The sequence below is a fragment of the Oscillatoria sp. CS-180 genome (assembly GCF_028330965.1).
Classification (GTDB): Bacteria; Cyanobacteriota; Cyanobacteriia; order Phormidesmidales; family Phormidesmidaceae; genus Halomicronema.
Window position 1 is genome coordinate 43,954 of record NZ_JAQMUB010000094.1, and the last position, 18,678, is coordinate 62,631.

Annotated in this window: 14 protein-coding genes; 7 read left to right on the top strand and 7 right to left on the bottom strand. The window is 50.8% G+C overall.

Annotated features, from left to right (window positions below):
• Nucleotides 1-50: 50 nt before the first annotated feature.
• Complete coding sequence (locus tag PN498_RS25820; protein WP_272066336.1) at nt 51-911, top strand: EamA family transporter; 861 nt, start codon at nt 51-53, stop codon at nt 909-911.
• Between the two features lie 20 nt (nt 912-931).
• Here the strand turns inward: PN498_RS25820 and PN498_RS25825 are convergent, their stop codons facing one another.
• The 3 genes from PN498_RS25825 to PN498_RS25835 all read right to left on the bottom strand — a co-directional run bounded on the left by PN498_RS25825 (nt 932) and on the right by PN498_RS25835 (nt 5,687).
• A complete protein-coding gene (locus PN498_RS25825; protein ID WP_272066337.1) occupies nt 932-1,636 on the bottom strand; it encodes an SDR family NAD(P)-dependent oxidoreductase in 705 nt (234 codons plus the stop codon).
• Nucleotides 1,637-1,693: 57 nt separating this feature from the next.
• A complete protein-coding gene (locus PN498_RS25830) occupies nt 1,694-3,961 on the bottom strand; it encodes an AMIN domain-containing protein (RefSeq protein ID WP_272066338.1) in 2,268 nt (755 codons plus the stop codon).
• 112 nt (nt 3,962-4,073) lie between these two features.
• Nucleotides 4,074-5,687, bottom strand: coding sequence for a CHASE2 domain-containing protein (locus tag PN498_RS25835; protein ID WP_272066339.1), 1,614 nt, complete (start codon nt 5,685-5,687; stop codon nt 4,074-4,076).
• 534 nt (nt 5,688-6,221) lie between these two features.
• Between PN498_RS25835 and PN498_RS25840 the strand changes: the two genes are divergently transcribed.
• The gene (locus PN498_RS25840) at nt 6,222-6,890 is read left to right on the top strand and encodes a DUF928 domain-containing protein (RefSeq protein WP_272066340.1); all 669 of its coding nucleotides are present in this window, start codon (nt 6,222-6,224) and stop codon (nt 6,888-6,890) included.
• A 49-nt stretch (nt 6,891-6,939) separates the two neighbouring features.
• Here the strand turns inward: PN498_RS25840 and stpA are convergent, their stop codons facing one another.
• Together stpA and PN498_RS25850 are read right to left on the bottom strand one after the other, a co-directional pair.
• Entirely contained in the window at nt 6,940-8,223 is a 1,284-nt protein-coding gene (gene stpA, locus PN498_RS25845; protein WP_272066341.1) for a glucosylglycerol 3-phosphatase, read from the bottom strand.
• A 194-nt stretch (nt 8,224-8,417) separates the two neighbouring features.
• Nucleotides 8,418-9,518: a spore photoproduct lyase family protein gene (locus tag PN498_RS25850; protein WP_272066342.1), complete on the bottom strand. Its 1,101-nt coding sequence runs from the start codon at nt 9,516-9,518 to the stop codon at nt 8,418-8,420.
• Nucleotides 9,519-9,822: 304 nt separating this feature from the next.
• On the opposite strand from PN498_RS25850, the gene PN498_RS25855 reads away from it, so the two are divergent.
• Entirely contained in the window at nt 9,823-10,938 is a 1,116-nt protein-coding gene (locus tag PN498_RS25855; protein ID WP_272066343.1) for a spore photoproduct lyase family protein, read from the top strand.
• Between the two features lie 103 nt (nt 10,939-11,041).
• Here PN498_RS25855 and PN498_RS25860 read toward each other — a convergent pair whose 3' ends face one another.
• A complete protein-coding gene (locus PN498_RS25860) occupies nt 11,042-12,028 on the bottom strand; it encodes an RNA polymerase sigma factor, RpoD/SigA family (protein WP_272066344.1) in 987 nt (328 codons plus the stop codon).
• 768 nt (nt 12,029-12,796) lie between these two features.
• On the opposite strand from PN498_RS25860, the gene ilvC reads away from it, so the two are divergent.
• Nucleotides 12,797-13,792 carry a ketol-acid reductoisomerase gene (ilvC, locus tag PN498_RS25865; protein WP_272066345.1) on the top strand — a complete coding sequence of 332 codons (996 nt, stop codon included), beginning with the start codon at nt 12,797-12,799 and terminating at the stop codon, nt 13,790-13,792.
• Nucleotides 13,793-14,049: 257 nt separating this feature from the next.
• Nucleotides 14,050-15,147: a hybrid sensor histidine kinase/response regulator gene (locus PN498_RS25870; protein ID WP_272066346.1), complete on the top strand. Its 1,098-nt coding sequence runs from the start codon at nt 14,050-14,052 to the stop codon at nt 15,145-15,147.
• Nucleotides 15,148-15,805: 658 nt separating this feature from the next.
• On the opposite strand, the gene PN498_RS25875 is transcribed toward PN498_RS25870, so the two are convergent.
• Nucleotides 15,806-16,918 carry an S-layer homology domain-containing protein gene (locus tag PN498_RS25875; RefSeq protein ID WP_272066347.1) on the bottom strand — a complete coding sequence of 371 codons (1,113 nt, stop codon included), beginning with the start codon at nt 16,916-16,918 and terminating at the stop codon, nt 15,806-15,808.
• A gap of 118 nt (nt 16,919-17,036) precedes the next feature.
• Between PN498_RS25875 and PN498_RS25880 the strand changes: the two genes are divergently transcribed.
• Complete coding sequence (locus PN498_RS25880; protein ID WP_272066348.1) at nt 17,037-17,963, top strand: nucleoside hydrolase; 927 nt, start codon at nt 17,037-17,039, stop codon at nt 17,961-17,963.
• Between the two features lie 64 nt (nt 17,964-18,027).
• Nucleotides 18,028-18,612 carry a hypothetical protein gene (locus PN498_RS25885; protein ID WP_272066349.1) on the top strand — a complete coding sequence of 195 codons (585 nt, stop codon included), beginning with the start codon at nt 18,028-18,030 and terminating at the stop codon, nt 18,610-18,612.
• Nucleotides 18,613-18,678 lie beyond the last annotated feature (66 nt).

Sequence of the window (18,678 nt, forward strand, 5' to 3'; positions counted from 1 at the left end):
ATGAATTGGCTTGGATGGCTCGTGCTTATTCATGAACCCTCAGGAGTGTTGTGTCACAGGTTTCTGTCCAGTCTTCTAAACGGTTATCCGTTGCGCTGTTGTTTTTGTCGATGACGTCGATTCATTCTGGCGCGGCGATCGCGAAGGGTCTCTTTAGTCAGGTGGGACCCTTTGGCATGGTCAGCCTGCGGTTGGGACTGGGGGCTTTGATTTTGCTATTGGTGTCTCGACCGCGTTGGCGAGGACACACCTGGGAAGACTATCGCCTGCTGGTTATGATGGGGCTATCGACGGGCGTTATGAATACGCTGCTCTATAACGCGATCGCCTATATTCCGGTTGGTGTGGCAGTGACCCTGGAATTTGTGGGTCCGTTAGGCGTTGCGCTGGTGCATTCCCGACGGGGACTAGATTGGATCTGGGTTGGCATGGCAGCCACAGGTGTCATGCTGTTGGCACCCGTGGGCGGCATTGCTCTGCATCCTATCGGTGTGATTTTAGCCTTGATGGCGGGCTGCTGCTGGGCTGCTTACATTGTGCTGGCGGCCAGAGTAAGTCAGCGGTTTTCCGGCATTGATGGATTAGCCATGTCGATGTTTGCAGGGGCGATCGCAATCCTCCCTTTCAGCGTGGCAGTCGAGGGCCTCAATTTGCTGCGCCCTGAAATTTTGCTCTCCGGTTTCGTGGTGGCAGTGTTATCGTCCGCTTTGCCATACTCCCTGGAAATCACGGCCTTACGGCGTTTACCGGTCAAAACGTTTGGCGTTTTGATGAGTTTGGAGCCAGCCGTGGCCTCTTGTATTGGTCTGCTGATTTTGGACGAACAGCTGACTTGGAGAATGATTGCTGCAATCGTATTCGTCTGTACTGCTGGTGCGGGTTCAACGTTGCAGTCTCGCCTGCCAGAATAGATCACCATCCTGCAATCGCGTCAAAAAGAGATTTCGCGGCGATCGCGCCAAAACTTTCCGGTCTTATCGTGGGGCGCTTGTGTTGCTAACCAAATGGCAGTGTCGGCTCCTTGTTCCGGCGATCGCGGCGCTGATGAGCCACCCATGTCAGTCTTCACCCAACCGGGACACATAGAATTCACTGCAATCCCTTTAGCGTGCAGAGACTCTGCCAGCATGATGGTTGTGCCGTTCAACGCTAGTTTGGACAAGCAATAGCTCGGTGCGGTTGTGGTCAGACCGTTGAGCGATCCCATGCCGCTGGAAACATTAATGACTCTGGCAGTTGGAGCCGCTTCTAGAAGGGGCAGAAATGTCTGCACCATCCGAATGACGCCGAAGGTATTGGTGTTCATCCCGGTTAATAACGCTTCGCGGGTTGTGGTGAGGACCGTGACGTCTTGATCTGGGTAAACGCCAGCATTGTTGATCAAGACATCCAATTGATTGATTCCTTTTTGCCGTAGGGTCTCTGCGGCTTGCGTGATGGAGCGATCGCTACTAATGTCTAGCTCCAGGGGAATGACCCGCCCTGACAATTGCTGAGCTGCCTGCTGAGCGCTATTCAGAGAACGAGCAGTCATGATGACCTCGAAGTCTTTGGCTAGCAGACCCTGGGCGATCGCGAAGCCAATCCCTCGGTTGCCCCCTGTCACCAGCACCCGCTTCACATCACTGTTTGCCACGAGCATATCTCCTCGGGAGTCTCAAAATCGGGTTCATCTTGTCGTTATACCTCATCCTTATCGTGGATAGGCTCTGCTGATATCGGGAGCATCGTTGAAGTTCAATATTTCAGACACGACTTGAACTTCAATGATTTGTCCTGGTTCGACGGTCACGAGTGTAGGGGATTGAACAACGCCAGTTGCGGCCCCAATAGCAGCCCCACCTAAGAGACCTAAACCGGAGAAGCCTGCTAGCAAAGTCACAGCAGCGGCACCGATACCGGAGCCAATACCGACATTGGTGCCACTCACGTGGGTAGTGCCCACCATCCAGTCCGATTCTGCCAGCAAAGGACGGCGATCGCTACCGTTGATGGTCATTTGGGTGACAAAGCGACGCCCACTCTCGTCAAACCCTTCAAATCGCCCCAATACCTGACTGCCTGACGGCAAAATTAACTCTCCCGTCTCAGGATGGTAAACGTTGCTAGTTACTAGCAAAATTTCGTAAATCGGGTCTTGGTGTTCTAAGACTAAAGGACTGTCGCCGACATATTGCAGGGCCAAACGGCTACCTTCTGGTACTGCCACTCCAGAACGATAGGACGTCGGCGCTGGCTCGGTCTCAATGGACTTCGTTTGAGGTAGGGGGACGCCGAAGGGCAGCGTTCCATCCGCCTGAGGAACTGCAGGCGGCGGTGGAATACTAGGCTGCTCGACATTGACGGGCTGCTCCGTTTCCGGTAGGAAGGGCGGTGGCGCGGGATTGGAAGCGACCTCAACAGACGTAATCTCCGCTGAGGACGGTGGCGGTGGCACCACTGCGATCGCTGTATCACCAACTGCGGTAGGCGGCACAACGATCGTTCCAGAGGGGGAAACCGTGACCATGTCTTCGGGAGCAGGAGGAGCAACAGTAGCAGGAGTTTGCTCGATCGCTTCGCCCTCGGCAGGCGGTGTGAGGCTGGGCGGCACTGCTGTGGGAGACTCCACAATCGAGGGGTCGCTGCTCCAGTTGTCGGGAGGAAGCGGAATCGTAGGAATGTCCATGGAATTCATGGCTACTGTGTCATCCTCCGTGTCCATCCCAGGCGGGGGTGGTATTGCTCCGGATTGAGGTGCAGTGGATGGCGGTGGTGCTTGAACGACAGGAGCGGTCGCGATCGCGTCAGGTTCCGGGGGCTGTACCTGGTTGGGAGATGTGGCGGGAAGGTCTGGGGCTGCTGACACTTGAGGTGCCGCAGGCACGTCGGGCACTTCCGCAAGAGATGGCACTGATACGCGGGGAGCTGTGGAAGCCCCGGTTTCGTCCAAGCCTGATACGGCGACAGAAGGCTGACTGCCTAGGGTGAACGGATCAATCGGCAACTGCTCGGGCGGAGAATCGGTCACGTTGTCAGCCCCTACCCCGGCCAAGACGGAAGCGTCAGTACTGACGCCCTGCATAGGATCTGGTCCGGTAGGCAAGCTGCGCACTGCACCCGTCATGGCTGAATTCGCGATCGTCGAAGGAGAGGTGGGGGTGGCCAGCGGTTCTGTCTCTGCCAGGTCTGGAACTGGAATCTCAATTGCAGTGGCTGCTCCATCAGCAGGATTGGCAGGGTTGATTGCTTGTGGAACATCGACGGGTAGCGCTGTATCTTCTGCTAGCGTGGCATCGTCTGACGATGTTTCCTCGGTAGGGATCGTCTCTGATTCTGACGCAGGTGCTACTTGAGGCAGGGGCTCTGTTGCCAATTGGGGTTCAGCACTAGGTTCTGGCAGTGGCTGAGTTTCAACGGGCTGAGGAGCTAGGTCAGCCGGTGGGCTAGCTTCGCTGGCGGGTGCGGCGGGTTGAGATGCGACCGGTGTCGGGGTCTCAACAGGAACAGGCTCAGCCGCGATCGTTCCGGTAGCATCATCTTGCAATAGGGGTTTTAGTGTCCACTCAGTTTGGCCGTTGCCGATATCCATGGCGGTCAATTCAGCATGGCGCGGATCGAGCAGCGTGTTGGGCGCAAACTCAAGGACAACTCGGGTGCCATTCTGCGTTTCTGACAATCGCACATAGCGAATGGCCCCAGAATACTCCTGGATGCGCTGCGTTTCTCCTAAAGCGGTTTGCGGCACATTGAGAACAATACGAGCAGGTTGTGCCAGCAAGAAAAAGTTTGGAGTGACCCCAGTTGGCAGTGTCACCGTTAGTTGATGCGTCGTGGTATCAAAGTCCCAATCGCGCAAGACGGCAGCTCTGGCCGGGGCGAATATGGCAGCACCTACCGTCATGGCGGCAAGGGCGATCGCTGATGGTGCCTGCCATGATCCAAAACTAGATTTAGAACTTCGACGTCTCCGGGGTACCATACCTTCTCCCCCACAATTTTCCGGTCTACATAAGGATATGCAGAATTTTAAGAATTGCAAGCGTAATATCAAATTGCGCTAGATATAGCGTTTAGAGGAGAAGAAGGATGGGTTAAGTGCGATCGTGGTCTGAGTGGGTCTCCGATGACTTCATATTGCGAGCTTTTTGCTTCAGGCTGTCAACGTAATCGTCTACGCTAATGGTGCTATCTGCATCTTGAGAGGGGGTTGAAGAGGGACGGGTCGGTCTATCGTCTCCTGACTTCTGGGAGTTGGTTGTTGCTGCGCCGCTGCGCTTGTCTCGCAGTTCCTTCGCCTGAGATTGCAAGCGGGCAAAGTAGTCGGTGTCGGTGATCTCAGCAACTTGCTCTCCCACGCGCGTTTGATCGATCTCAATCTCTAGGCGCAGCAAGCTTTTCATTTGTTTGTAAACCGCTTGACCGTAATCACTCTTGTTAAAACGGTCGAGCAACACCACACCGCCTGACGCTAACAGCAAGGACAGGGCTGGTGGCACGAGTGGGATCCAACCCCCTTGAAGAAAGAAAAGATAACAAACGCCGTAAAGACCTCCCAGCAACACCACGGCTCCCACAGCGTAGGGCAAAGGCCGCCGCACATACCAGGCAAAGAGGGCACCGCCTAATCCCCAAGCGATAATCCACCCGGCTTCTCCCAATGTGGACCAGCCCCACAAGAGGGGACGGTCGTTCAAGACAGCCCTTAAAATTTGGCTGGTTGCTTGGGCGTGGACCATCACACCTGTCATGGTTTGACTATCGCGCAATCCACCGCTGAACGGTGTGTAAAAGACGTCTTTGGCTTCGGGCGTAGTGGCGCCAATCAGAACAATGCGATCGCGAAATTGGTCGGGCGAGACCTGTCCCGCAAGCACTTCACTGAGGCTAACTTCTGGAATTGCACCATCAGACGCTTGGTAATTGAGCAGAATTTGATAGCCCTGCGCGTTGATGTTGCGGTAGCTACCTGTGTTGGGACCTAAGCGAGAGAGAACCGTATCTCCCAATTTGAGTTCTTGGTTGGCCGTAAACTCTGGCTGGATGCCATCAGCCGCCAGGTAGCTCAGCGCTAGCTGCAAACTCAAAGACAGCAGCTGAGCATCAGGACTGTTGCACAGATGGGTGTTGGTGACATCGGAGTCCTCGGGTGGTGCCGCAACGAGTAAGCTCCGTCGCAAAATGCCGCCTTGATCAACTAATAAATCAGAAAAACCGACATATTCTTCAGGCACGCCTTGAGGTGGGGGAACGCCTGGATTCGCCGAATCGCTCATTTTGCAAACGGGAAAAACGCGATCGCTGCTCTCTAGTTGTGTCACCAGAGCGGCTTGTCCTTCGCCGATGGGAACGTCTCGGAAAATATCTAAGCCAACAGCCCGAGGATTGCCTGCTAATACAATCTCCAAAACGTCTGCCAAAGTGCTGTCTTGAATTGGCCATTCCTGACGAGCCTGAATATCAGCCTCACTGATGCCAACGACGAGAATGCGATCATCCGGCGTCGGGGCTGAACGCAGACGCATCATTTGGTCATAAACGCCCAGTTCCAGTCCCTGCAAAGCTCCGACTGCTCTGAGACCTAATACGATAATGGCCGTTGAGACCGTTGAAATGACTGGTGGACGACAAACCCGACTCATCCAATCAAGTGGTTTCTGGACCCAAGGAGGAGAGTTTCGACCTTTGGGAGAGGGTGGAGTTACCATAAGCACCAGCAGCTTGTGTTAAGCGTAAAAATTCCGTCAGTGTGTTTAGGCGATGGCTTAGAAAAAGCCGATGACGCCTGATGTGGGCGTCATTTAGAGCGTATTGTCCTGAGCGAGGCGTTGCGCCCCCATCGGTGACCTATGGTGCTGATAATAACTCTGGGATGCTCCCCTTTCTTGTCCGTAGAATCCAATTTTTTAGAGTCCTTTGCAATAGAGGACAGGCCAACCTCAGCTTTGTCATGATTGAGGCTCTGAAGGAATTCATTCAAGAACCGTAACAGTATTCCGTATTACTGAGGTTAGTCGGTGTATCTCTAGGTGACAATAGAGTCAATATTCAGGGACTCTATGATAATGGCTTAGGTATTTGAGGCCAAAGGTGAATAGCATCAATCGTTTTTGTGCCTTTTGGATTGATTTAATATTCTGTGTCTGCTGATATCTGGTTAATCAAGTTCTATGAAATGCTGTCGTCACCCGCGTCCAATAGGATTCTCCGGCGCTGTCGGTCTCCTGTTGAGTATAGGAATCATGAGTATGGATCTGCCTGCGATCGCTCAGAGTCGATTACGGCTGCGACTGCCCGATATCAGTGCTCCAGGTAATCGTCAATCCGGATCAACTCGCAGTACTAGCTGTATTGCTCCCCGCGATAACCTGATTTCTTTGGTTCCTCAGACCAACTATGGACAAACGGTAGAGGGTTACCCTACCTTTTACTTTTACCTGCCGCCGACAGAAGCGCGTCAGCTGAAGCTCGTTATGCTGAATGACGCCACTAATGAGTTCGTTTATGAAGGACGCTTTAGCATCCAAGCTAACTCTGGAATTGCCAGCGTCAGCTTGCCTAACAATGGCCTACAGAGACCACTGGAAGTCGGCCAGCGCTATGTTTGGTATCTTGCAGTCATTTGTGACGAGAATGACCCAAGTGCCGACGTTGTTGTAGAAGGCTATGTTGAGCGAGTTGCGCCGATTGCCGCAGCTGATGAAGCATCGCCTACAGTATTACCGGCGATTTACGCAGAGGAAGGGCTGTGGTATGACGCAGTCAACGCCTCAGCTGAACTCAAAGAGGATGGCAGTTCTACAGAATGGGAGACTTTGCTGGAAGCGGTAGAACTCGATGATTTGATTGCTGTACCTTTGCTGACTCATTTGAGTTTTCAGGAACAATCCGCTGCTTCGGACAGTCAATAACGCCAGCGCGATTGGTAACTCATTACGCTGAGGAGAGATTAATATCTTCTCAGCGTTTCTGATTTTGAGCAGCGGCACAGAAGGTTGCACAATACTGCTGATAGCCCCCCGGAAAGACGACGTTGAGAACCAGCGGATCAGACTGATCAAGAACATCTCCCGGCCCTTCAGTGACTGTTGGAGTGCCGTCATTGTTGACTACGTTTAGGGGTTTTCGATTCCTCAACTCACCGCCGCTACTGTCAACATAGACGACCACATTGCCCACACTGAACGATCGCCCAATGGCTTGTATCAAATGTAAAAAGTTGCGATCGCTGCCACCTCGCTGAGCGATCACCTCGCCGTTAACGTGAGTTACCTTGCTGGTGACAGTATCCCCGACGCCAACCATTAAGGGCATGTGAGCAGGATCAAAGTGGTCTTCCACCAGCTGAATCAAAGCATTATGGTCGTGAGGTGCTGTGCGAACGCTAAAGTCAGGTCCAAGGGGATAAGTGCCTGTGCGCTGAGCATAGTAGCGATTGAGCAGCGCTAACACTCCAGCCTCTTTGATCGCCCCTCGCAGCATAAATTGAAAGTCAGTGGTGCCGGATTCTGAGGCTTGGCTCAACCAGACAATCTCTTTACCGCTCTCGTCCCGTCCGTGGTTGGGTGCATAGTGAACGAAAAAAGAAGCCGCTAGTCCTTGCTCAGCGGCTTCTGTCAGTAGATCGTCCATCAGCGACTGCATTGCTTTCTGCAACGCCACGTAGATTTCGCGATCGCTGCCAATCTCTCCATGGAATGTGTTGAGGTTAGCCGTAGGTGACGCCACGTTGTCTAAAGCCGACGATTGAATACATCGCTCTAGCGTTGCTGCATCCAAACCCAGGTCGTGATTGGCCGCAAAGGTCTCTAGCGATCGACGAATGCGATGGGGCACGGTTTTAAGAAACGCTAGCTCAGCATCTGTCACGCCTGGATGGTCTGTCACGCCATCGCGATCCTGCCACTGCACTCCTCCAGCCGCTAGACCCGGCAAGTATCGTCGCTGCTCACGGACTTGTTCAGTGTCATTACCAAAAGCACGCTCAACAATACCGTTAACGCCCCGCCGTCCGATATGTTCGCCATTCGTCAGCACATAAAAATGACCTTCAAAGGCAGCGGTTGCCTTGACATAAGCCGGATCAATAGCTCGGTGTAGGGGATCTTTCACTAGCCCCATGCACACACCGTCCAAATCCTGAATGATAAGCAAGTTTTCTGTCGTTGCTAACAGATCACAGAAGCGATCGTGCTGCAAAGAAAACGTTTGCTTGTGCAAAGGCAGACTGATAGCAGAAGTCATAGGAGCTAAAGAACGCTACTTCAGCCTCAGCCTACCAAGTGAACGAACATCTGTAGGTAGTCTCGACATTAAGATGAGCAGATATCCGAGCCAATAGCATGACGCAGGCGCAGCAGCCATTCCCATCAGGCTGCATTACGGTCTTGTGAGACTTGCAGTCTCTGAATTATTTCACAAACCCGCTTTCGCCTTACCTAAAAAGCGTACCGGATCTCACAGTACGGCAACTCCTGTCGCAATAGCTCAGTAAACTGCTCCACTAGTCTCCCCTTCAGTCCCCGCTTGTAGCGTACATTTCGTCCGCCTGTCTGCGAAAATTTCGTCTCTTGAATGTCAGGCTGCCAAAGCAGTTCTTCACCCTTGGGATGCCAGCCCAGGTTGACGTCATGCAGGCGGTCGTTATGAGTCAAGAAAATCACCTCACACTTCAGCTGCGCTTTAGCTTGGTCGTTCAACACGTCGTCTACCTGTCCGAACAGCTCCGCGTATTCCTCTAGCCAGCCGTCGTAATACACGACTGGGGCAAAGTTGAGATGTACCTCATACCCTGCCTCGACAAAATCATTGACGGCATGGATGCGATCGCGAATTGGAGACGTTCGAACATCAATAATTTGGGCCTTGGAATCAGGCATGAGGCTAAAACGAATGCGCGTTTTGCCTTGAGGATCGTAGTCAAGCAGCTGTCGATTGACGCACTTAGTTGCAAACGTGGCCTTGGCGTTCGGAATCCTGCGAAATAGAGCAACTATGTCTCGCACGTTGTCACAAATAGCAGCGTCAACTGAACAGTCACTGTTTTCGCCAATCTCATAAACCCAATCACGGGGATCAACCTGATTAGGTTCAGGCTTGTTACCTTGCCGCTTAGCATGGCGCTCCGTATAGCCTAAAATTCGCTTAATGTTGACGAAGGTCGTGATGGGGTTAGCGAATCCCTTGCGTCGAGCAACATAGCAATACGCACAGGCCATCGCACAACCATTGGCATGAGAAGGTGCAACAAAGTCAGATGAGCGGCAATTAGGTCGTGCCTGAATAGACTTTTTCGTGCCTAAAACGAGGACTGTCCGCTTAATGCGATTCCAATCGTCTACAGAACCTTCATTACCATGCAGGTCAGGGATCTTCCAGTGGGAAGGCACCTCAATCAAGGACGCCTCCGGATACTGAGTCAAGATATCTTGGGCACGCTGGTACTGAAATACATCTGGTTCGTGATAGATCTCGCGAATATTAAGCAAGCGCTTGAGATGCAGATCACGTTGAGTCTGAGCTGTTTGAAGGGTAGTCAAAAAATGAGTCCTTTGAATGTCAGTACAGGTCTCGCGATCGCCCTGCTGCTTGCCCCTGACGATGACAGCACCAACAGGACTGCGAACTCACTGCCTTCACCGTAACGTGACTGTTGTGGAGGACAATTCTCCCAGTTTTCGTAAACACCGTCCGTCTTGGGGTGGATTATGTCCTATGGGTAACTCTGCCCTACAACTCAGCTGGAACCCTCATTTCAGAAGGGTTAAGCACCTTATTTTGTTGTCACACTATAACCACGGCGCTAGCCGATAGCGCTCTTTGCTGTTAATTGTCTTTTTTGTTTTGTCCAACTCTGTTTCTGCGATCGCCAACGCTCCTACCGTTTCCCAGACGCAGCCTGCCTCGGTCAACACGGCCTATCGCACCCGTCAGTGGAAGCCAGAGCAAGTTTTGTTTACCCCTGCTGCTTTGGATGAACCGTGGGGTCAGCAAATTTTGGAGCGTGTGCGATCGCTCGATCTGCCAGTTGAATTTCTTAAGGCCAACCGGATTACCGGTCTTCGAGGAGAGACTGAGCGAGAGACCTACTCAGTTGCTAAGCGCACGCTGGCAGTGGTAACAGCTCCCGCAAGTCAGCTTAAGCTGACTCCCATTCCACCCTCTGCCGACTGGCAATTTCACTTAGCGCAGGGATGTCCAGCGCATTGTCAATACTGCTACTTGGCAGGTAGCTTGCAAGGGCCGCCCGCCATCCGGGTTTATGCTAATCTGCCGCAGATTCTAGACAATTTGAAGCACTATGAGAAGTCTGATCGTGATACGTCCTACGAAGTAAGCTGCTACACCGATCCGCTGGGAATTGAGCATTTAACAGGCAGCCTCGCTGAATGCATTCGTTATTTCGGCACCCGCGAAAGAGGCTACTTGCGTTGGGTGTCGAAGTTCGACAACGTAGACGGTTTGTTAGGGTTACCTCACAACGGTCATACTCGCTGTCGTTTCAGTATTAATGCAGCACCTGTTTCGCGCTTTTTGGAAGGTGGCACTGCTTCAATAGCGGAACGGCTACAGGCGGTTCGTAAGCTTGCTTTACCGCGTGAGCAGGGCGGTGGCGGATATCCCATTGGCTTTGTCGTTGCTCCCATCATGCCGATTGAAAACTGGCAGGAAGAATACAGTCAGCTTTTGGATCAGGCTGCCAATACCTTAGATTTTGACTGCGATTTGACGTTTGAACTGATCTCTCATCGCTTTACGCCTGGATCTAAAGGGGTGTTGGAGCAGTGGTATCCCAACAGCAAACTGGACTTAGATGAGTCTAAGCGATCCGTTAAGCGCAACAAATTTGGCGGTACCAAATATGTCTACGACAAAGACACCATGAAAACCCTCAAGGCGTTTTTTGAAGATGCGATCGCGCAGCGCTTTCCCAATGCTGAAATTCTCTACTGGACTTAAACGTGTCCACCGCTAAGAATCACCAGCATATCTATGCAAAGGTTTAGTTCATAAGAAAAACGCCCCTTGGTATAGGGGCGTCAATCACGCACGAAAAGTATAGTTAGCTGGCTAGATAGCCACGAACATTGCTCTTGCGACGACGCAGATGCTTAAGCGCTTGCTGCTCAAGCTGGCGAACTCGCTCACGGCTAATGTTGAGTCGATTGCCAACTTTTGCCAAAGACAATTCATTACCGTCGTTTAGGCCATAACGTAGTGTGATAACCTCCTGCTGCTGAGGTGTTAGCTCCGCCAGCAGAGTGCGAATATCTTGTTTGAGAGATTCGCGGACAGTGTAGTCTTCAGGCGATGCTTTTTCGTCTTCGAGTAATTCTTGAAGTTCCGTGTCTTGGTTATCACCAATACGAACATCCAAAGAAATCGGTTGCCGAGACATGGTGAGATATTCTCGAACTTGAGTTGTCTCTAGTTCTAAAGCCTCTGCAATCTCAGCAACAGTAGCGCTTCGTCCCAGTTTCTGAGACAGTTCACGCTGAACTCGCTTGATCTTATTAAGCTTTTCGGTGATGTGGATGGGGAGCCGGATAGTTCGAGCCTGCTGCGCGATCGCTCGCGTGATAGCCTGCCGAATCCACCAGTAGGCGTAAGTCGAAAACTTGTAACCCTTAGTTGGGTCAAACTTCTCGACACCCCGCTCCAGACCTAAAGTGCCCTCTTGAATCAGGTCAAGGAACTCAAGGTTACGCTTTTGATACTTTTTAGCGATCGCGACGACTAGGCGCAAATTGGCTTCAATCATCTTGCGCTTCGAACGTTCACCCCCGCGCAGCTGCTGCTTCAGTTCTTCTAGGTCAAGACCCGCTGTGCTCGCCCACTCTTCATAGGTGGGTTCTCTGTCTAGCTCTGTCTCCAGCTGCTCTCTAGCTTCCAGAAGACCCATCATTTGCTGCACCTGCTTACCCAGCACAATCTCCTCTTCATGAGTGAGGAGCGGTACTCTACCTATCTCGTGCAGATAGGTCCGTACAGCGTCGGCGGAGAAAGAAGGGGCTTTAGTTTTGGATTTACGGGCATTAACTTTAGGCATGAGGTTCGCCTCCACTGATGATGCTGAAGCAGTTCCTTCAGAAAAATTGAAGGAGCACAGATGCGCGATCGCAATAACGGAATTATTTAAGTTCTAACTGTTTGAAGCGTCAGCAATTTTCAAAGATATAGGGATATAACCACCCCAATGAATACGGCCTACCGAGAAAGACATCTAATATTAAGGACTGCTCACCGGTACTAAAGAACTTCAAGAAACAGCAATAAACCAAAAAACGGAACCGTTATGAGTTTGGATCTCTATCTTAAAACAACTTATTCGTTGCGTAAAGTACTACAAATGTAGTTTTTGGAGATTTTTTATCTCTAAACGCCTAACTATTCAAAGCAAGCATTTTCAAATTGCTCCTATATCATCGCTTGTAACTCCTGATGTTCCTGGGGTAAAAGCCCCCCCAGAGAACCGTACAGATGTTTCAAATCTTGAAAACTATACAGTTTAGTTTAGGTGAATAGGACAAGAACTCTAGGGTTGTTTCTAATCTTGTAACCAACCTATGAAATTGTCATAAACCTGGAATGAAATTGAGATGACGTTTTCCTGAGAAATATGAGACGGTTTTTGCCGAAGCATTCAAGGGCAATCAGACTATGGCTTTGAATGCGATAAGGGAAATCAGCGAACCCAGTTGCGAGTAACTTCTATGGATTCTATTCAGGCGATCGCTGGAAAAAAGCTCCCTTTTGTCGCAGGCTATATCTCACACCGGTAACTCTCACACTCACAAACAGAAAAGGAGACCGCTTTATGGCCCGTATGTACTACGACAGCGACGCAAACCTAGATCTATTGAACGGCAAGACAGTCGCGATCGTCGGCTATGGCTCCCAAGGACATGCCCATGCTCTCAATTTGAAAGATAGTGGCGTCAACGTCATTGTCGGTTTGTATGAAGGTAGCCGTTCCATTGCCAAAGCAGAGGCAGAAGGACTAACCGTTAAGCCTGTAGCCGATGCTGCTAAGCTAGCAGATTGGATCATGATTCTGCTACCCGATGAAGTACAGAAGCGGGTCTATGCGGAAGATATTGCGCCCAATCTAGAGGCCGGCAACGTTCTTTCCTTTGCCCACGGCTTTAACATCAACTTCGGACAGATTGTTCCTCCAGCTGAGGTTGATGTGGTTATGGTGGCTCCGAAAGGTCCAGGACACTTAGTTCGTCGTACGTATACAGAAGGTCAAGGCGTTCCTTGTCTATTCGCGGTCTATCAGGACGCGACTGGTCAGGCACGAGATTTAGCCATGGCCTATGCCAAAGGCATCGGGGGGACCCGTGGCGGTATTTTGGAAACGACCTTTCGGGAAGAAACGGAGACCGATTTATTTGGTGAACAGGTCGTTCTCTGTGGTGGCCTAAGCGAACTTATTAAATCCGGCTTTGAGACGCTGGTCAATGCTGGCTATCAGCCTGAACTGGCTTACTTTGAGTGCCTACATGAAGTGAAGCTAATCGTTGACTTGGTTGTCGAGGGTGGGCTTGCCAAGATGCGGGATAGTATCTCTAATACGGCTGAGTACGGAGATTACACCCGTGGCCCGCGCATCATCACAGACGAAACTCGTGCTGAGATGACAAAAATCTTGAAGGAGATTCAGACAGGACAATTTGCCCGAGAATTTGTGCTGGAAAATCAATCGGGCAATGCTGGCTTTACTGCTATGCGTCGTCGCGAAGCTGAACACCCCATTGAAGAAGTCGGTAAGGACTTACGGGCAATGTTTAGCTGGTTGAAGAAAGTCTGAACCCTGCCTTGGATAGAGCTGTTGCTAGTTCTGCTAGGACAATACGGCGAGCCATCTAGCTATGACTAAGCCCCCGAATGCTGTTTAGTGCATAAGCTCAGATGGCTAAAGCTATATTCCTTTTAGTCGCTAAGCGTGATCACAGCTGCTGAATTTCGATCACGCTAACAAAAGTTGTTGAAATCTATCGTAGGACGGTGGTTATGACTACCCTACAGCATCATATGGTGAGACGTTGACTTGAAAATCGACGCATTATGGCTTCTAAGACCGCCCACGTTTTTGTTGTGGATGATTCTGCTGATAACCGCTTTTTGTTAGAAGCGCTATTGGAAGACGAGGGTTACATCATCACCACGCTAGCTGGTGGGCAAGAGATGCTAGACATTGTTGCTGAGGTTTTGCCTGACCTGATTTTGCTGGACATCATGATGCCGGGCATGAGCGGTTATGAAGCGACTCGCAAGCTGCGCAGCATGAATACACTGCCCTTCATTCCGATCTTGCTGGTGACGGCCCACGAGCGGTCCAATGTTGTCGAGGGACTGGACACCGGAGCGGATGATTTCATTCGCAAACCGTTCAATGCTGATGAACTGTTAGCAAGAGTTCGAGCGCTACTGCGGCTGAAGCAGAGTGTTGATGCTGAGCGTGAAATCACGCAGCAACGAGATGACTTTGTCTCTCGTCTGACTCATGATTTGCGAACGCCGTTGGTGGCCGCCAACCGCATGCTGTCTTTGGTCACTGAGGACACATTTGGCACGATTCCAACAGATGCCAAGACTGCCATCAGTCAAACCATTTTGAACAATGACAATTTGTTGGCAATGGTGAATACCTTGCTAGAGGTCTATCGTCACGAAGCTGGACGTAAAGAAATGGTGATGGCACCTTTCAACCTCAAACGGCTGCTGGAGGAGGTTGTGGCTGAGCTTTTGCCCTTAGCCCAAGAAAAACAGCTGACGTTGAAGTTAGACGATTGGGTAGACTCTCAGTCGGACGATCGCCAATACACCCTTAAGGGCGATCGCTTGGAGTTTCGCCGAGTTTTGGTGAACCTGATTGGCAATGCGCTCAAGTTTACTGACGTAGGCGAGGTTCTAGTCCGCTTTGAGAAAGTGATGGCAGAGACACCTTATTGGCAGATCACAGTCAAAGATACCGGACCAGGAATTACTGTTGAGGATCAAGCCGAACTATTTGCTTGGTTTCGAACGGGGAAACATCGCCGTTCCGGTAGCGGGCTTGGACTGCATCTAGCACAGCGTATTGTCCATGCTCATGGAGGACGCCTGTCGGTTAGCTCGGAGGTCGGTAAAGGCAGCAGTTTTACTATTCAGATACCGCTTTAGACGTTTGGAGTACTGCCAATACCTCATTACTGTGTTCAGCTTTTTAGGCTGAACACAACGGGTTTAATGCTGCCTACAGAAAGAGTGAGAGTGCAATCGCGGGTGCAATAACCCAGAAAAAAATTGCTTGCAAAATCAGCCGTTCTCGATTCTGAAATGGACCCATTGGGATCTTTCTCCTACTTAAGAAAGAGCACTCAAACGAAACAGAGATCTCGTAAAGTTTTAATTTCACTTTGGCAATGCATCAGCATGAGAAAAGGTTGCCCATGCTGTGATTGCTTGTTGTCACTGTACTGACAAAAAATCGTAAAGACTTGTATAAGCCTTGAACCCTTAAATGACTTAATTGGATAAATGTCTCACAGTTTCGGAACTGTCGGAGACTAAAGACTGGAGCTTTATTGCCTTAATACAATCATTAGCACCTGATTAACCGTAAAAATCACCCTAGAAATACCCAAAGTAAGGTGTTCGGTTGTTAGTTCAGATTTAGCCTCTCAGAAACGTTCAACAGTCGAAAATTTCGAAACTGTTCGGTATTGTCATCCAGCAAATAACAATTCTGGAAAAATATTAGATTTCCTTTAGAATTGCGTCACACGAAACTGAACCATTGGCCTTTATGACAGAGAGACATTGATAATTATGAATTTGCTCAATTGATTTCTGCTGCATTGCGACCCTCCGTCGTGTTGCCAAAACGCCACAGCATGGCGGCGGCTTCGGCGCGAGTAACAGCTTTATCTGGACGGAAGAGGGTTGTGTAGCCAAAAGCGCGACGAAAATTGGAAAAGTCCCCCAGCTGAAAATCTGCCGCGATCGCCCTCAACGCCAGAGCGTCAATGCTGGCCGTGTCTTGGAAGCTCCAAGCAGCGGTAACAGCTTCAGGGGTTGTTGTAGGAAGAGCCGTTCGCGTATCTAGCGGAACTTTCCACAGGATGGCTGATTCCCGAACAAGGGGAGCATCGGGGCGAAAATTGACGGCAGTACTATTGCCGGTAAACGCGCTGGGAATGATCCCCGCCTCCGCTAATCCTTGAATAACGGCAAAATCGGGATCAGACGTGGGTACATCCTGAAATGCAGGTTCATCACTGGAACTACCCGACCGCAGGCGATCGCCCGGTTCATCTTCATAGAATCTGTTGTAGCTATTAAATAGCCAGCGGGCATACTCTCGACGTGAAATTGGTTGCGCAAAGGGAGACTGATCCGCAGAGGCGGGATTATCAGTGCTGTTGGCTGGTTCAGACAGTGCCAAGAGTTCAAGGGCCTGTAAATCTCGAATGTAGGCTTGTAAATCCGCAGGAACCCCAGTTAATGCTTGGGCTGTGTTCGAAGCATCGACTGCTTCCTGATCCGAGGACGTTAATTCAGCATCAGAATCACTCCAGACGGGGCCGATAAAGTCTTGGTCGCCCGGTTCAGGAGTACGCGCCACAGTGTCAGCTGGCTCATCCGTTCGATCAGCTGCAGCTGAGTTGTCCGCTTCAACGGCATCCCCCTCTGTTTGAGTCTCTGCCTCAGCGCTATCAGCTTGAGCGCTATTAGTCTGGTTGTCAGCGATCCCCGATGTCTCATCAGCTTGATCTGTAGCCTCTGTCCCCGCTTCAGAGGATGACGAATCCAGTGGCGACGTATCTTCCAATTGGGGATCAGCTTCTAGAGACTGTTGAACCTGATCGCCCAGAGGGCTGCCTGCACATCCCACTGACAGACCGAAAGTCAGTAGACTCATGATGACGTACATCTCACGTTTGTTCGTCACGGTTCCCAATAGTCTTTGTCTATCCAATAGTGCTCTCAATCTAAACTCCCCAAACGATCCCGCATCATCGCTTTATCATTACGCTAGCGCAGTATTCTACCGTTCTGAGGCTAAGGTTGTGTCTGCGAAAAAGATCATTATCGATTGCGATCCGGGTGTCGATGACGCGATCGCCCTAATGCTTGCATTGAAGTCTTCTGAACTTGCCGTACAGGCTATTACTGTCGTCGCTGGAAACGTTCCTCTGGAGCTCACTCAGCGCAATGCTCGCCAAATTTGTGAGCTTTTAGACCGAACAGATGTGCCGATTTATGCAGGCTGCCCTAGGCCGTTAGTGCGATCACTGATCACAGCGGAAGACATTCACGGCAAAAGTGGCTTGGAAGGCGTTACTTTACCTGAACCGGCTGTCCCGTTGCAGCCCATGCACGCGGTTCATTACTTGATTGAACTATTGCGAACTGCCGTTGAACCCCTAACCATCGCAGCGTTAGGTCCATTGACCAACATCGCGGTTGCGTTGATTCAGGCGCCTGACATTGTCGACAAAATTGAGCGCTTAGTCATCATGGGAGGTGGCATCACCCATGGCAATATCACGCCTGTTGCTGAATTCAATATGTATGTTGATCCCCATGCGGCTCAAGTGGTATTCGAAGCAGCTATCCCTACGACTCTAATCAGCTTAGATGTGACCCATCAGGTGCTGACAACACCTGCCCGTTTAGATGCTATTCAAGCTGTGGGTAATCCAGTCAGTGAGGTAGCAACGGCTGTTTTAAGTCACTACGGCAAGGCAGATAAGGAGAAGTTGGGTACTTTAGGAGCACCCCTCCATGATCCCTGTGTGATTGCTTATTTGCTGGAACCGCATTTGTTCACAACCTATCCCGGCAGTATTCAAGTGGAAACCAACAGTCCACTGACTTTGGGACAAACCGTCATCGGACTAGCCGAGTCCAGCAGTCCGATGATTGACATTGCTCAGGATGTGAATGCATCTGGAATCTATGACTTACTGATAGAGCGCTTGGAAAATCCATAATGTTCTCAAAGTCTAGTTATGGAGGGATTGATAAGATTGAGTTAATTATCTTTCCTCAGTGTCTATGAGCTATACCACTGAAGAACTTCTAGACTTTCTGGATCAAGAATTACGAGCAGCATGGCGGGGAGAGCGGGTTCTCTTGTCCTCAGACAAGCGCCTTAACCCTGTTGTTGCTAAGGCGATCGGCACTGAAAAATTAAGCAAAGTCTTTGCGGTTCAAGACTTTCGGGACCAAATCCACCAATATCAGCGGGAATACAGTGTTTCTGGCTTGGTCTGGCACACCTGTCGCTTTCAAGGGCGATCGCACCAGTTTCCTGAGCTTCACCAGCAACTCGTCCCCATTCCTGAAGACAAGCTGACGTTAACTGCGGCTAAAGCAGGCGTGATTGACTTCTGGCGCTCTTCGATTGCTGGATTGCGGCTATGGCGATCTGGTGCACCGCCCTTGCCGTTAGAGCTTTCGACTGTGAATCGATGGATTGAAGAGGCGGAATGGGCGGAAGTTGATGCTACCCGCTCTGAGCTCTATCTGCGCCTCTGCTGGGGCGATCCCAAGGTGTGTCACTACGATTGGGCGAGACCTGATTCAGGATGTGAACGAATCATTGCGGCGATCGCGGAACCCAGCTCAATCAAGGTATGATTTTTCTTTGGGGGAGTTTAGACGAGGCGACACTTCTGCTTGTCGTTTAGCTTTCCTAGCCACGTT

Excerpts from the sequence above, each read along its gene's own strand:
- PN498_RS25860 (WP_272066344.1), bottom strand. The coding sequence starts at position 12,028 with ATGCCTAAAGTTAATGCCCGTAAATCCAAAACTAAAGCCCCTTCTTTC.
- PN498_RS25870 (WP_272066346.1), top strand. The coding sequence starts at position 14,050 with ATGGCTTCTAAGACCGCCCACGTTTTTGTTGTGGATGATTCTGCTGAT.
- PN498_RS25830 (WP_272066338.1), bottom strand. The coding sequence starts at position 3,961 with ATGGTACCCCGGAGACGTCGAAGTTCTAAATCTAGTTTTGGATCATGG.
- ilvC (WP_272066345.1), top strand. The coding sequence starts at position 12,797 with ATGGCCCGTATGTACTACGACAGCGACGCAAACCTAGATCTATTGAAC.
- PN498_RS25840 (WP_272066340.1), top strand. The coding sequence starts at position 6,222 with ATGAGTATGGATCTGCCTGCGATCGCTCAGAGTCGATTACGGCTGCGA.
- PN498_RS25885 (WP_272066349.1), top strand. The coding sequence starts at position 18,028 with ATGAGCTATACCACTGAAGAACTTCTAGACTTTCTGGATCAAGAATTA.
- stpA (WP_272066341.1), bottom strand. The coding sequence starts at position 8,223 with ATGACTTCTGCTATCAGTCTGCCTTTGCACAAGCAAACGTTTTCTTTG.
- PN498_RS25835 (WP_272066339.1), bottom strand. The coding sequence starts at position 5,687 with ATGGTAACTCCACCCTCTCCCAAAGGTCGAAACTCTCCTCCTTGGGTC.